The sequence below is a fragment of the Methylorubrum pseudosasae genome, assembly GCF_029504475.1.
GTDB lineage: Bacteria > Pseudomonadota > Alphaproteobacteria > Rhizobiales > Beijerinckiaceae > Methylobacterium > Methylobacterium extorquens.
In genome coordinates this window covers 2,701,324-2,715,570 of record NZ_JAQGDU010000002.1, presented here as the reverse complement: position 1 = coordinate 2,715,570, position 14,247 = coordinate 2,701,324, and the positions used below count along the sequence as shown (strand labels likewise).

Annotated in this window: 7 protein-coding genes and 2 pseudogenes; 5 read left to right on the top strand and 4 right to left on the bottom strand. The window is 70.3% G+C overall.

Features of this window, described 5'->3' with window-relative positions; all coding sequences use genetic code 11:
- Positions 1 to 75: 75 nt before the first annotated feature.
- Positions 76 to 1,698 carry a calcium-binding protein gene (locus tag M2437_RS13645; protein ID WP_253387722.1) on the top strand — a complete coding sequence of 541 codons (1,623 nt, stop codon included), beginning with the start codon at positions 76 to 78 and terminating at the stop codon, positions 1,696 to 1,698.
- A 38-nt stretch (positions 1,699 to 1,736) separates the two neighbouring features.
- Here the strand turns inward: M2437_RS13645 and M2437_RS13640 are convergent, their stop codons facing one another.
- Positions 1,737 to 2,711, bottom strand: a complete 975-nt coding sequence (locus tag M2437_RS13640) for a S1C family serine protease (RefSeq protein WP_003599551.1) — start codon at positions 2,709 to 2,711, stop codon at positions 1,737 to 1,739.
- A 440-nt stretch (positions 2,712 to 3,151) separates the two neighbouring features.
- On the opposite strand from M2437_RS13640, the gene M2437_RS13635 reads away from it, so the two are divergent.
- Both M2437_RS13635 and M2437_RS13630 read left to right on the top strand, forming a co-directional pair.
- Positions 3,152 to 3,706, top strand: a complete 555-nt coding sequence (locus M2437_RS13635; RefSeq protein ID WP_012255077.1) for a sigma-70 family RNA polymerase sigma factor — start codon at positions 3,152 to 3,154, stop codon at positions 3,704 to 3,706.
- Positions 3,703 to 4,493, top strand: a pseudogene (locus M2437_RS13630) (anti-sigma factor). The gene M2437_RS13635 and the pseudogene M2437_RS13630 overlap by 4 nt, the downstream one beginning before the upstream one ends.
- 170 nt (positions 4,494 to 4,663) lie before the next feature.
- On the opposite strand, the pseudogene M2437_RS13625 reads toward M2437_RS13630, so the two are convergent.
- Positions 4,664 to 5,606 (bottom strand): annotated as a pseudogene (locus M2437_RS13625) (transporter family protein).
- Between the two features lie 554 nt (positions 5,607 to 6,160).
- Entirely contained in the window at positions 6,161 to 9,226 is a 3,066-nt protein-coding gene (uvrA, locus tag M2437_RS13620) for an excinuclease ABC subunit UvrA (RefSeq protein WP_253387720.1), read from the bottom strand.
- 420 nt (positions 9,227 to 9,646) lie between these two features.
- On the opposite strand from uvrA, the gene M2437_RS13615 reads away from it, so the two are divergent.
- Both M2437_RS13615 and M2437_RS13610 read left to right on the top strand, forming a co-directional pair.
- The gene (locus M2437_RS13615) at positions 9,647 to 10,705 is read left to right on the top strand and encodes a methyl-accepting chemotaxis protein (RefSeq protein WP_253387719.1); all 1,059 of its coding nucleotides are present in this window, start codon (positions 9,647 to 9,649) and stop codon (positions 10,703 to 10,705) included.
- Positions 10,706 to 10,867: 162 nt separating this feature from the next.
- Entirely contained in the window at positions 10,868 to 12,907 is a 2,040-nt protein-coding gene (locus M2437_RS13610; RefSeq protein WP_253387718.1) for a methyl-accepting chemotaxis protein, read from the top strand.
- Between the two features lie 119 nt (positions 12,908 to 13,026).
- On the opposite strand, the gene M2437_RS13605 is transcribed toward M2437_RS13610, so the two are convergent.
- Positions 13,027 to 14,232: an efflux RND transporter periplasmic adaptor subunit gene (locus tag M2437_RS13605; protein ID WP_015952167.1), complete on the bottom strand. Its 1,206-nt coding sequence runs from the start codon at positions 14,230 to 14,232 to the stop codon at positions 13,027 to 13,029.
- Positions 14,233 to 14,247: the final 15 nt, after the last annotated feature.

The following is a 14,247-nucleotide window of genomic DNA, read 5'->3' as shown; positions in this document are numbered from 1 at the left end:
GACAGGCAAACCGCGCCGGCGGTACCGTGAGCCCCCATCCCCGATATCCGGGCCGGACAAGCGGAGCGGACGGCAATGGCGATCTCTCCCGACGGGGCGCTGCCCTACTTCGTGTATGACGGCTACCTCGTCTCGCTCTATCCGTGGCAGGGCCAGCACGTCGCGCTCCTGACATCGGCCAACGATCTCGACGGCGATGTCATGCAGGACATCCTGAACAGGATCGACGCCGCCTACGAGGTCTACCTCGCCATCACCGGGCAGGCTCCGGCCACGTACAGAGCCTATAACGGCCTGCTCACGATCGCCGAGGTGCCCACGGCGCTCGGAGGCGCGGCGAACGCGATCGGCTTTCTCGGAGCCACCGGCATCGAGCTCACGACCGGCGCGTTCGATCAGCTCTACGCCGGCGCGGCCGAAGGTGGCACCTTCGATCAGACGGTCTTCTACGAACTCGGGCGGAACTTCTGGTTCTACGGCCCGCAACTCGGGACCGTGGATGCCTTCGTCACGGGGTTCGCGATCGCCAACCGGTTCGTGTCGATGCAGGAGGCCGGCATCCCCGGCAGCGCGTTCGGTGCCCTGCCCTTCGACGAATTCAAGCAGTCCATCCTCGAAGACCTTGCGCAGACTTTCTTCGGGGAGGCGGGCACCACGCTCGCCAACACCCTCGGCGCGGCGACCGGCGTTCCGAACCCCAACAATTGGGGGGCTGCGGACCTCGCCGCCGCCCTGCTCACCCAAGTCTACGAGGATCTCGGCTTTGATGCCTATGCGCGCTTCTATCAGGAACTCGCCGGCCGTCCCGCCGCGGGCACGCCGGAAGCGGTTTTCGGCAATCTGGTCGCCGCCGCGAGCCAAGCCACCGGGATCGATTACGGCTTCCTGAACAAGCCCGAGGGCGTCGCCTACGTCGTCGGCGGCCGGGGCGACGACCGGCTCGAGGCCGACGGGAGCGGCAATCCGGTCCTGGGCTTTGCCGGCGACGACACGCTCATCGGCACGGCCGGCGCCGACCGGCTGTTCGGCGATGCGGGCGACGACGTCCTGCGCGGCGGAGGCGGCCGCGATCAGCTCGTGGGCGGGGCCGGCGACGACACCTACTTCGTCGACACCCCCGGCGACCAAGTGTTCGAGGGCAGGGGGCAGGGCACCGACCGGATCGTGGCGACGAGCGCCTACACGCTGGCCGCCGGCCAGGAGATCGAGATCCTGCAACTCGCCAAGAGTACCGGATGCGCGCCGCTCTCCCTCACCGGAAACGCCTTCGGCCAGCGGCTGATCGGCAATGCCGGCGACAACGGGCTCGACGGCGGCGGCGGTGACGACAGCCTCGCGGGCGGCCTCGGCGCCGACCGGCTTACGGGCGGAGCCGGCGCCGACACCTTCGTGTTCGATGCCCGGCTCGGCCGCGGCAACGTCGATCACGTCAGGGACTTCACGTCACAGGACGACGTGTTCCACCTCGATCACGCGGTCTTCTCGGGCCTCGATACCGGAGCGCTGGCGCCTGAGCAGTTCAAGACCCTGGGTCCGGCCAAGGCGATCAAGGCGGATGCCGACGACCGTATCCTCTACAAGCAGAAGACGGGCGAGCTGTTCTACGACGCCGACGGCAGCGGCCGGAAAGAGGCCGTCCTGGTCGCGGTGCTGGATAACCACGCCGCCCTCGACCACACGGATTTCCTCATCGTGTGATCCAGGGGTGATCCCGTCTGCCGGGCACGAAGCACGGGTCAGTGCAGCTTCGGTCCGATCAGGAACCGCTCGCGATCGACCGAGGTCAGCGCGAGCCGGGTCAGGCGCCCGTCCCGGTTGACCGTAAGGGGGACGCGCACCCCCGCCTCCCCGAGGGCCCAGACCTGCCGGAAGAAGCCGGCGAGGTCGGCGACCGGCTCACCCGCCACCTCGGTCAGCACGTCGCCCGCGCGCAGGTCGGCGGCCTCGGCCGGGCCCCTGTCCGCGGTCCCCATCACCACGACGCCGTCCTCGGTCTCCGTGGCGTAGAGGCCGAGCCAGGGGCGGGGCGGGCGGTCGGCCCGGCCGCGGGTCTCGAGATCGGTCAGGATCGGCGGCAGGAGTTCGATCGGCACGACCATGTTGATCGCCCGGCCCGCCCCGGTGCCGCCCTGCTGGAGCTGAAGCGAGCCGATGCCGACCAGCGCGCCGTCGGGCCCGATCAGGGCGGTGCCGCCCCAGTGGGGATGGGCAGGGGTGGTGAACAGGGCGTCGTCGAGGACGTACTCCCAGTAGCCGGCGAATTCCTGCCGGGCGACGAGTTCGACGGCGAGGCTGTGCGAGCGTCCGCCCGCCCCCGCGATCACCGCCCGTTCGCCGACCTTCAGCGTATCCGAGCGCCCGAGCCTCAGAGCGGGCAGGCCGAGGCGGCCGAGCGCCTGGACGAGGCCGAAGCCGGTCTCCCCGTCATAGCCGACGACGTGGGCCGGCACCGAGCGCCCGTCATGGGTGGTGAGCCAGACGCTCTCGGCCTCCAGCACGAGGTAGCCGATGGTGAGCACCAGCCCGTCCTCGCGGATCACCACGCCGTTGCCCGCCCGCTCGGTGCCGAGCGTCTCCGCCGTGAAGGCCTCCGCCGGCACCCGCGAGGAGAGGGACACGACCGAGGTCAGCGCCCGCTCCAGATCGTAGGCGTAGTCGCCGGCCTTCGGCTGCAGGGCGGCCGGAATCCTGAATTCGCCGTGCGCGGACATGTTCTGCGATTTCCCTGCGCCCCACTCCGCCGCCGCCCGTGGACCGACTTCCGCGGAAACGGCGACCGCCGGGGCGGCCGCATCCGTCTCCCGTCCGCAAGGTTCGCCGGGCTGCGCTTCCGACACAGATAGGCGGCGCATCTCGCGCCGACACCCGCCCGACGCCGCGTCGAAAGGCACCGGCGCCGGGGCCCGGCACCGCGCCCTCCCGCTTTTGCCCCGAACGAGCGCTCTTGCCGCCGCGAAACCGCCGAAACGGCTTCGCGATTGCCCTGCCGAGGCCGTCACGGCCTGTGGTGCGTCGGCAAAGCCTCCGATAGGGTGCCGCTCCCTGTCCCGCCACGCTGAGCGCCCGGCGGACGCCTCCCATCCAGACGCCCCGGAACCATGCCGCGTCCTCCGACGACCTCCCTCCGCGCCGCGTCCGCCGGGAGCGGGCTGTGACGCCGCACGACGGAGAACTGGCCGGGCTGCTGGACCGCGTCGCCCGCCGGGACGTGGCGGCCCTGCGGGCGCTCTACGACCGGACCGCGCCGAAACTTTTCGGGATCATCCTGCGTATCCAACGAGACCGGAGCCTCGCCGAGGACGTGCTTCAGGATGTCTACCTGAAGCTCTGGCAATCGGCGGGCTCCTACGCGCCCTCGGCCGGGGCCCCGCTTCCGTGGCTGTGTACGATCGCGCGCAACCGGGCCATCGACGGCCTGCGCCGCCGGAGCGAGGTTCCGATGCCGTCTGGTGACAGCGGGGAGGCCTGGATGGAGCGCCTCGTCGCCCCGACCGACGAGGAAGGCGCCTTCCTCGACCGCGAGGCGCTCGTCGCCTGCCTGTCCCGGCTCGATCCGACCCAGCGCGACTGCGTCGTGTTGGCCTATTGCGAGGGCTGGTCCCGCGAGGAACTCGCCGAACGCTTCGAGCGGCCCGTCAACACCGTGAAGACCTGGCTGCACCGGACGCTGGCCGCCCTGAAATCCTGCCTGGAGCATATCGCGTGAGCGGCGGGAGCGGCAGACCGGAACCGGCGGAACGCGACCTGCGGGCGGCCGAGTACGTGCTCGGCACCCTCGATGCGGGGGAGCGCGCCGCGTTCGAATTGGAGCGGGCGGTCGATCCGGCCACCGAGGCGGCCGTCCGCGCTTGGGAGCGGCGTCTCGCCCCGCTCGCGCGCGCCGTGCCCGCAATCGAGCCGCCGGCCCATATCTGGCAGGAGATCGCCCGAGAGATCGCTCAAGAGAGGGAGCGCGGCACCGCCGCTGATGATCCCGCCCCCCGGCCCGACCAGGCCGGCGCCGCCAACGACAACCGCCTGCGCGACCTGCGGCGGCAACTCCGGCTCTGGCGCTTCACCGCGGCAGGGGCGCGGGGCTGGTTGCCGCCGGCCTCGCGCTGGTCGTGCTCACCGGTGCGCCGCGGCCCGGCGGGGAGCGAGCGGGCGGCGCGGGGGAGGGCCGCTACGTCGCCGTGGTCACGAGCGCGGGCGACCTGCCGGCCCTGATCGTCAGCGTCGACACCGAAGCCGGCACCGCCCGGGTGCGGCCGGTGGCGGCGCAGGCGCCGGCCGGCCGCAGCCTGGAACTCTGGTATGTCGGGCCGGGCGCCGCCCCGAAGCCGATCGGCCTCGTCGAAGGCGAGGCCACCCGCATCCGCCTGCCGCCGGAGGCCGGTCGCGGCGGGGACGGCGGGGACGGCGTCATCGCCGTATCGGTCGAGCCGCCGGGCGGCTCACCCACCGGCAAGCCGACCGGGCAGGTGATCTACACCGGCAAGCTGATCCGGGAATAGGACGCGCGGGCCCCCCACCGGGGCCGCGCCTTTCCGGTATCCGGGCGATTCTCACGCTCAAGCATCGTCCCGAAACGGACGAAGCCGCCCAGCCTTGCGGCGGGACGGCTTCGTGACCTTGAACAGACCGGGGACGCGATGGGCGCCCCCGATCGGATCGGTACTTGCGCTCAGTACTTGCGAACGAGCGGGGCCGGAGCCGGGGCCGGAGCGGCCGCCGGGGTGTAGAGCGGGGCCACGATGCGGAACCAGCCATCGGTGCTCTCGCGCACGCCAGCCGTGGTCACGACGTCGCGGGCGACGTAGGCCTGAACCGAGAACGGTCCGAAGTCGTAGCCGATGAGGCCGCCGAGGGCGAACCGGCCACCGCGACCGATGCGGCTGGTCGGGTCGTTCACGAAGGCGAGCAGGTTCGGGTCGAGGTTGACCGTGCCGTAGCCGATGGCGCCGATCTCGAACTTGCCGAACTTCTTGGTCGCGGTCAGGTCGAGGTTGAACGCGTCCGAGATCTGCACCGGGCCGAAGAAGCCGGGGATGCCGTTGCGGCCGTCGAAGCGGCTGGGCGAGTCGTAGAAGTTGTTAGGTCAGGTTGGCGGTCAGGTTCCAGCCGTCGCCGGTGTAGCTGACGGCACCGCCGACACGGTAGGTGTTGGAGGCCAGGATGTTCAGGCCGCCGCCGCGACCGGCGTTGAGCTCGTTGAGGTACGAACCGCCGAGCAAGCTGACGCCGATGTTGCCGCCGAGATCGAACGCCCAGATCGCGCCGACGAAGGTGCCGACGTTGATCGAGGTGTCACGGCCGCCAGCAGCGCGGCTGAAGGTGAACACCGTCGGGGGGGCCACGACGAACTCGAGGCGGCCGCCGAACGGCACGTAGGGGGTCGCCCACACGAGGATCGGGATGTTGACGGCGGTGTCGACCGCGGTCGCGTTCGGGCCATCCGGGCTGCGGTAGGTGAAGGTGTTGATGGCGTAGATGCCCTCGGGGAGCGGCGCGCCAACGGCCAGACCGACCTGCTCACCGGGAACCGTGGTCGTCTGCGCCTGGGCGACGGTCGTCGTCATTCCGGCCGTGAGCGCAATGGCGCCCGCAGCGAGCCAGTTCTTCATCATTTTTCTCGTTCCTTCCCAAGGATTCAGGCGTCCGCCCCGTAGCGCCTGCATCGCCGCTCGCCTCCCTCTCTCCCCGGAGTGGATGGCTGGTGTGATGCCGGTGCCCCCTACGGCCGCACCTCAAGTCTCGACGTCGGGAACTATTCTACAGACCGACCGCGAAAGACAGGGGATTGCCTCCAATCTCGGCAGTTCGGACCCTACCGTTGCGCAAAAGCCGCATTTTTGCTGCGGAGCAACCAAGGGCTTAACGATCTCTTAACGCTGTCCATCTTGGACGAACGCGATCCCGCGAACCGGATTCAGGCGAAATAGTACATTATCGTCAAGTCATTGGCCGCGGCATCCGGCCGGGATTTTCCGGCAGAAGGGGCCGGGCAGTTGCGCAAGTGCGAAGGCGGGTTTCGGGCTCGCCCGGCACCGACGGCACCGTCACCGGGGGCGGACGGCCCGGCTCGGCCGACCGAATCGCCCGCTCGGCCCGGCCCCCTCCGGCCGCGCAGGAATCCGTCGCCATCAGGTTGCGCCGGCCCGCCCGCTTCGGCCGGCGCGCCCTATTCGGCGGCCTGCCGGCCCGCGGCGTTGCTGCGGCGGCCCGATGCGGCGCCCGCCTTCGCCTTGCCCGCATCCTTAGCCGCGTCCTTGACGGCCTTCCCGGCCGGGCGCCGCGCCAGCACCTCGCGCAGGAAGCGCCCGGTATGGCTCGCCGTGCTCGCGGCGATCTCCTCGGGGGTGCCCTGCGCCACGACCCGGCCGCCGCCGTCGCCGCCCTCGGGGCCCATGTCGATCACCCAATCGGCGGTCTTGATGACCTCCAGATTGTGCTCGATCACCACGACGGTGTTGCCCTGATCGACCAGCTCGTGGAGCACCTCCATGAGCTTGGCGACATCGTGGAAGTGCAGGCCGGTGGTCGGCTCGTCGAGGATGTAGAGGGTGCGGCCGGTGGCGCGCTTCGACAGCTCCTTGGAGAGCTTCACCCTTTGCGCCTCGCCGCCCGAGAGCGTGGTCGCCTGCTGGCCGACGCGGACGTAGTGCAGGCCGACGCGGGCCAGCGTCTCCATCTTTTCGCGAATGGACGGCACGGCCTTGAACAGGTCGGCGGCCTCCTCGACGGTCATGTCGAGCACGTCGGCGATGGACTTGTTGCGGTAGCGCACCTCCAGCGTCTCGCGGTCGTAGCGCTTGCCCTTGCACACGTCGCAGGTGACGTAGACGTCGGGCAGGAAGTGCATCTCGATTTTGATGACGCCGTCGCCCGAGCAGGCCTCGCAGCGCCCACCCTTCACGTTGAACGAGAAGCGCCCGGCCTGGTAGCCGCGGGCCTTGGCCTCGGGCAGGCCGGCGAACCAGTCGCGGATCGGGGTGAAGGCGCCGGTATAGGTCGCCGGGTTCGAGCGCGGGGTGCGGCCGATCGGCGACTGGTCGATGTCGATGACCTTGTCGAGATGCTCCAATCCCTCGATCCGCTCGAACGGGGCCGGGTGCTCCAGGGCGCCGTTGAGGCGCTTGGCCGCCGCCTTGTAGAGCGTGTCGATGATCAGCGTGGACTTGCCGCCGCCGGAGACGCCGCTGATGCAGGTGAAGGTGCCGAGCGGGATCTCCGCCGTCACGTTCTTCAGGTTGTGGCCGCGCGCGCCGACCAGCCGCAGCATCCCGCGTCCGGGCTTGCGCCGGGCTTTCGGCGTCCGCACCGAGAGTTCGCCGGTGAGGTACTTCGCGGTGAGCGAAGCCGGATCCTTCAGGAGCTCCTCCGGCGTGCCCTGCGCGACGATCTCGCCGCCATGGATGCCGGCGCCCGGGCCGACATCGACCACGTAGTCGGCCTGGAGGATTGCGTCCTCGTCGTGCTCGACCACGATGACCGAGTTGCCCAGATCCCGCAGGCGCTTGAGCGTGCCGAGCAGGCGCTCGTTGTCGCGCTGGTGCAGGCCGATCGACGGCTCGTCGAGCACGTAGAGCACGCCGGTGAGGCCCGAACCGATCTGCGAGGCGAGCCGGATGCGCTGGCTCTCGCCGCCCGAGAGCGAGCCCGAGCCGCGGGCGAGCGTCAGGTATTCGAGGCCGACATCGACGAGGAAGGTCAGGCGGTCGCGGATCTCCTTGAGGATGCGGACCGCGATCTCGTTCTGCTTGTCCGTCAGCTTGCCCGAGATCTCCGAGAACCAGCGATGCGCCTCGCGGACGGAGAGGGCGGTGACCTGGCCGATGTCCTGCCGGTCGATCTTGACCGCAAGCGCCTCGGGCTTGAGCCTTTTGCCGTCGCAGGCGGCGCAAGGGGTGGCGCTCATGAAGCGGCCGATTTCTTCACGAGAGGCGTCGCTGTCGGTCTCCTTGTAGCGCCGCTCCAAGTTCGGGATCACGCCCTCGAACGGCTTGTTGACCGAGTAGGAGCGCAGGCCGTCATTGTAGTCGAAGCGCACCGACTCCTTGCCCGTGCCGAACAGGATCACCGCGCGGGCCTGTTCCGGCAGCGCCGACCACGCCACGGAGGTCTTGAAGCCGAAATGCTTGGCCAGCGCGTCGAGCGTCTGGTCGTAATAGGGCGAGGTCGATTTCGCCCAGGGGCCCACGGCGCCGCGCTTCAGGGTCAGCGCGGAATCGGAGATCACGAGTTCGGGGTCGATCCGCATCTCGTGGCCGATGCCGCCGCAGGTCGGGCAGGCGCCGAACGGGTTGTTGAACGAGAACAGCCGCGGCTCGATCTCGGGGATGGTGAAGCCGGAGACCGGGCAGGCGAAGCGCGACGAGAACGTGATCTTCTTCGGCGCCTCGCCCTCCGGCGCGTCGGCGAACTCGATGTCGGCGATGCCGTCGGCGAGTTCGAGCGCGGTCTCGAAGGAATCGGCCAGCCGCGCGGCGATGTCGTCGCGCACGACGATGCGGTCCACCACCACATCGATGTCGTGCTTGAGCTTCTTGTCGAGCTTCGGCACGTCATCGATCGCGTAGTACTCGCCGTCGACTCGAAGGCGCTGGAAGCCCTTCTTCTGGAACTCGGCGATCTCCTTGCGATACTCGCCCTTCCGCCCGCGGACCACCGGAGCGAGGAGATACAGCCGGGTCTTCTCCGGCAGTTCCAGCACCCGATCGACCATCTGGGAGACGGTCTGGCTCTCGATCGGCTCGCCGGTGGCGGGCGAGTAGGGGATGCCGACCCGCGCCCAAAGCAGGCGCATGTAATCGTAGATCTCGGTCACCGTGCCGACGGTGGAGCGCGGGTTCTTCGAGGTGGTCTTCTGCTCGATGGAGATGGCCGGCGAGAGCCCGTCGATCTGATCGACGTCGGGCTTGCTCATCATCTCCAGGAACTGGCGGGCATAGGCCGAGAGCGATTCGACATAGCGGCGCTGGCCCTCCGCGTAGATCGTGTCGAAGGCGAGCGACGATTTGCCCGAACCCGACAGGCCGGTGAACACCACGAACCGGTCGCGGGGAATCGTCAGATCGACGTTCTTGAGATTGTGCTCGCGGGCGCCGCGCACCGAGATGACGCGGGTGTCGCGCGCGGCCGGGGCCGCCGCGTCGAACAGGGCCGAGAGCTGTGCGTCGGTCCGTTCCTCGGCCCTTCCCTTGGACTTGGCCGCGGTCTCAGGCTTGCGGGCTTTGGCTTTGGCCATGGACGACAAATTCTCTGCGACGATCCGGGCGCCCCGGTTGCGGCGCCCTCGCTCTCTGCTCGGGCGGGCAACGGGTGTGCCGCGCAGGAACAGTATCCGGGGACGGAGATGGGTTCCGGGCGGCGCGAAACCACTAGAACGGAACGGGTACGGCGGCAATGCCGGCCTATTGCGGCCGGTTTGCGGCCGCAACCTCCCCCGCGAACCGGCCGGACCGCCTCCCCTCCGACGGCCGTCGAAGCGCGGGTTCGTCTGCGCACATTCCGATCCGATCGGCGCCCAAAAACACGCCATCCGCCGAAATAAGCATCAAGCAACGCGATCGATACGTTAGGATCAACTTAAGGTGAAGCTCACTAGAGTTCGGCACAGCCTGAACAAAGCAAAGTAGCTCGACCGTAGAGTTCCCCTGAGGGTTGCATGAACGACTTGTCCCTTGCCGACGTCGTCGGTGCGTCGGCGCAGGCCCTGAAGTCCAGGGCCTCTTCCAACCTCGGCGCCATCCAGTTGATTGCCAACCGCATGAAGCTGCTGGCCCTGAATGCGCTCATCGAGGCGGCCCATGCCGGCGAGAAGGGCGCGGGATTCTCGGTCGTCGCGCAGGAAGTCCGAACCGTTTCGACCGAAGTCGAGACGCTGGCCGCAGCCCTGGGGACGGGCCTCAGCACCGGCGTGGACAACCTGACCGAGGCCGTCGCACGGCTCACGGGCGAGGCCCGCGCGGCCCGTTGCGTGGACCTCGCCCTGAACGCCGTCGAGCTGATCGACCGGAACCTCTACGAGCGCACCTGCGACGTGCGCTGGTGGGCGACCGACGCCGCTTTGGTCGCCTGCGGCCGGGATCCTTCGCCGGAGAATGCGGCTTATGCCGGCGAGCGGCTCGGGGTGATCCTGTCGGCCTACACGGTCTATCTCGATCTCTGGCTGTGCGATCTTCAGGGCCGGGTGATCGCCCATGGCCGCCCCGATACCTATCCGGACATCCTCGGCGCGCAGGTCGAGGCCGAGACCTGGTTCCGGGACGCACGCGCCCTGCCGAGCGGCGACGACTACACGGCGGTCGACGTGCGGACCGAGGCGCGCCTGCGCGGCGCACAGGTCGCCACCTACTGCGCGAGCGTGCGGGAGGGCGGTCGCTCGGACGGGGCGCCGTTGGGCATCCTCGCCATCCATTTCGACTGGCAGCCGCAGGCCCGCGCCATCGTTCAGGGCGTCCGGCTGGGCGCGGGCGAGCGGGAGCGCACCCGCGTGATGCTGCTCGATGCCCGCAACCGCGTGATCGCCTGCTCCCGAAACGAGGGGGTGCTGAGCGAGACCTACCGGCTCCGCACCGACGGTCGGTCCCACGGTCACTACCGGGATGGGGACCGCCTCGTGGCCTTTCACGACACCCCCGGCTACGAAACCTATGGGGGGCTGGGCTGGCGCGGCGTGATCGAGCAGCGGAGCGTCGAAGGCGGCACGAATAGCCTTCCATGACGGCATCGAAGCTGTTCGACCCGCAGGATGTGTTCGGGCCACGGGTGAGATGATGAAATCGTAGCGTATATGCCCCAAATTTAGGCAGCATCCCTTCGGCGAAATCTTTACTTTACGTTCGCCTTTTATGGTCCGGCCGCAACTCGTCCGGACCGTCCAATCATGAAGCTGCCCTCTTCCCTGCGCGCCCGTATCGTCACGGTGGCGCTGATCCCCTGCCTCGCCTTCGGCGCGGTCGCGGGGGTGGCGGTCGCGGAGCGGGCGGGGCAGGGCCGGGCGATGGCGCGGATGGAGGAGCAGGTCCGGCTCTCGGTCCGGATCGGCGCCTTCGTCCACGAGGCACAGAAGGAGCGCGGCGCCTCCAGCCTCTATCTCGCCTCGAAGGGCACCCAGTTCGCTCCGGAACTCGCGGCCCAGCGCAAGCTGACGGATGCGGCCCGCGCCGCCCTGATCGCGGATCTCGGGGCCGCCGGAGCGGATGCGGAGTTCGCGCGCAAGGCGGCGGCTCTGCGTGAGAAGCTCGGCGGGATCGAGCGCCACCGCAGCGCGGTGGACCGGTTGGAGGCCAGCGTGCCGGCCAATCTCGCCGTCTATACCGGCCTCATCGCCGAGGCCCTCGGGGCCGTGCGCGGGGTGGCGCAGATCGCGGCGGACCCGGCCATCGGCGCCCGCGTTTCCGCCCTCTCCGCCTTTCTCTCGCTCAAGGAATTCGCCGGCCAGGAGCGGGCGGCGGCCTCCGCCGTGTTCGCCGCGGGCGCGATCGATCTCGCGGGCCTGCGCCGGCTCGCCGGGCTGGCCTCGGATCAGGCGACCTTCGAGGGGCTGTTCCGCGCCGCGGGCCCCACGGAGGAGATCGCCGCGCTCGATGCCGCGAACACCTCGGACGCCGCCCGCGAGGTCGCCCGGCTCCGCGGCCTCGCGCTGGGCACGGCCCCCGGTCAGGCGCTCGCCTTCACCGACGCCAAGGGCTGGTTCGGGCTCGCGACCCAGCGCATCGACGGGCTGAAGGGGATCGAGGACCGGCTGACGGCCGGCCTGGCACGGGCGGCCGGGACGGCCCGGTCGCAGGCCGAGCGCACGGTGCTGCTCTGGGCCGGGGCGGCGCTGGCGACCCTGCTGCTCTCGGTGACGCTCGCCTTCGGCCTCGGCTCGGCGATCGCGCGCCCCTTGAGCCGGATGGCGCGGGCGCTGACCGCGATCGGGCGGGGCGAGACCGAGGTCGAGATCCCGGTGAAGGGTCCGGGCGAGCTGCGCGCCATCGCCGCCGCGGCTCTGGCCTTCCGCGACAGCGTGGCCGAGCGCGCCCGCATCCGCGCGGCGCAGGAGCGCGGCGCCGAGGAGGAGGCCGTCCGGCGCCACGCGGCGATGATGGCGGTGGCCGACGGCTTCGAGGCCCGGGTCGGCGGCATCGTCGAGGCGGTCTCGGCGGCGGCCCATCAACTGGAGGACGCCGCCCGGGCGATGAGCGATGCGGCGGGCCAGACCTCTGCCCTGAGCGCGTCGGCTGCCCAGGCCTCGGCTCAGGCCGCGCGCTCCTCCGACGGCATTGCCGCGGCGACGGAAGAACTCTCGGCCTCGATCCGCGAGATCTCCGCCCAGGTCGGCTCGTCGGCGCTGGCGGCGAACGCCGCCGAGGAGGAGGCGGCCCGCACCGCCGGGGAGGTCGAGCGCCTCGCCGCCGCCGCCAACAATGTCGGCCGGATCGTCGGGCTGATCTCGGAGATCGCCGGCCAGACCAATCTGCTGGCGCTCAACGCCACCATCGAGGCGGCCCGCGCGGGCGAGGCGGGCCGGGGCTTCGCCGTGGTCGCGGCGGAGGTGAAGGGCCTTGCTGCCCAGACCGCCCGCGCCACCGACGAGATCGCCGGGCGGATGGCGGAGATCGAGGCCGCGACCGGCGCCTCGGTCTCGGGGATCACCGGCATCGCCCGCACCATCCGCGACCTGTCGCGGATCTCCAACGACATCGCCGCCGCGGTCGAGGAGCAGGGCGCGGCCACCGCCGAGATCGCCCGCACCACGGTCGAGACCTCGCAGGGCACGCGCCGCGCCTCGGAGGACGTGGCCGGCGTGGCCCACACGGCCGACGACGCCAGCACCGGCTCGGGCCAAGTCCTCGATGCGGCAAGCGACCTCGCCCGTCAGGCCGTGGCGCTGCGCACGGAGGTCGGCGGTTTCCTGGCGCAGGTTCGCGCAGCCTGAAACCGGGTTTCGAAAGGGCAAGCCCTTTCGTGGGTCCAGGGCGAAGCCCTGGTTGAAGGGATGCCGGGGTTCCACCCCAGCGCCCCGCCAAAGGGATGATCCCTTTGGAATCTCGGGGTTCAGTGCCGCGCCTCGCCCTGGGCGGGGGTGTTGCCGACGGCGCTGACCTCGTCGCCGATGCGCGGCTCGACCTTGAGGTTCTGGCGCAGGCTCTGAAGGTGGTCGGTCACGACCAGCGTGTCGGGCTTGAGGCCTTTGAGCACGGCGGTGTTGTCGCCGTAGACGTCGCCGACCTCGATCGCGGTCATGTGGACCGTGCCGGTGTCGTCCACGGTCCAGACCACCTGCTGGTCGAGCTGGGCCGAGAGCGCGACCGTCGGCACCAGGAGCCGATCCTGCCGGCCGACCTCGATGCGGGCGCGCACGAACCGGCCGGGCAGGTAGCGCTCGTCCGCATTGTCGAGCCAGGCCTGGATCAGGCGGCGGCCGGTGCGGGGATCGAACCGGTTGTCGAGGCGGTAGATCGTGGCCTCGCGCACGGGCTCGCGCCCCACGTCGAGGAGCTGGACCTTCACCCGCCCCTCTCCTTGAGCGACCCGCACCGCCTCCGCATCCTCGGAGGAGAGCGCCATCTGCACGTCGATCGGGTTCACCTGCACCACGGAGACGAGGCTGGTCTGATTCTCGATCACCATGTCGCCGATATTGGCCATGGACAGGCTGGAGCGCCCGTCGAAGGGCGCGCGGATCACCGCGTATTCGAGGTTCAGCCGCTGGCGGGCGATGGCGGCCTCCGCCTCTTCGAGCTTGGCGGTGGCGGTGGCGAGGTTCGACTGGTTCTGCTGGGCGCGCTGCTCGGTGGCGAAGCCCTTGTCGGCGAGCTGCTCGGTGCGGTTCACCTCGGCCTGGGCGAACGAGACGGTGGCCTTGGCCTGGTCGCGCAGGGCCTCGGCCGATTTGAGGGCGACCTCGAACGGGCGCGGGTCGATGCGGAACAGCACCTGACCCTTCTTCACGTGGCCGCCGGGCTCGAACGGGCGCTCCATCACGAAGCCGGTCACCCGAGCCTGCAGCGCGGCGTCACGGGGCGAGACGATCGTGCCGGTATATTCGAAGGCGACCGGCACGTCCTGGCGGCTGGCGCGCACCGCCTTCACCGCCAGCCGCGGTTCTTCCTTCTTCTTGGGTCCGGCCCGGCCCGCCACCTTGAGGTGATGGGCGAGAAAGCCGGGGATCGGGTGCCCGGCCCCCCACCACGCCCCTCCGGCGATTCCGAGCGCGCCGACGACGAGGCCGGTGATGACGAAGCCGACGCCTGACCGCACGAAATCCACTCTCCA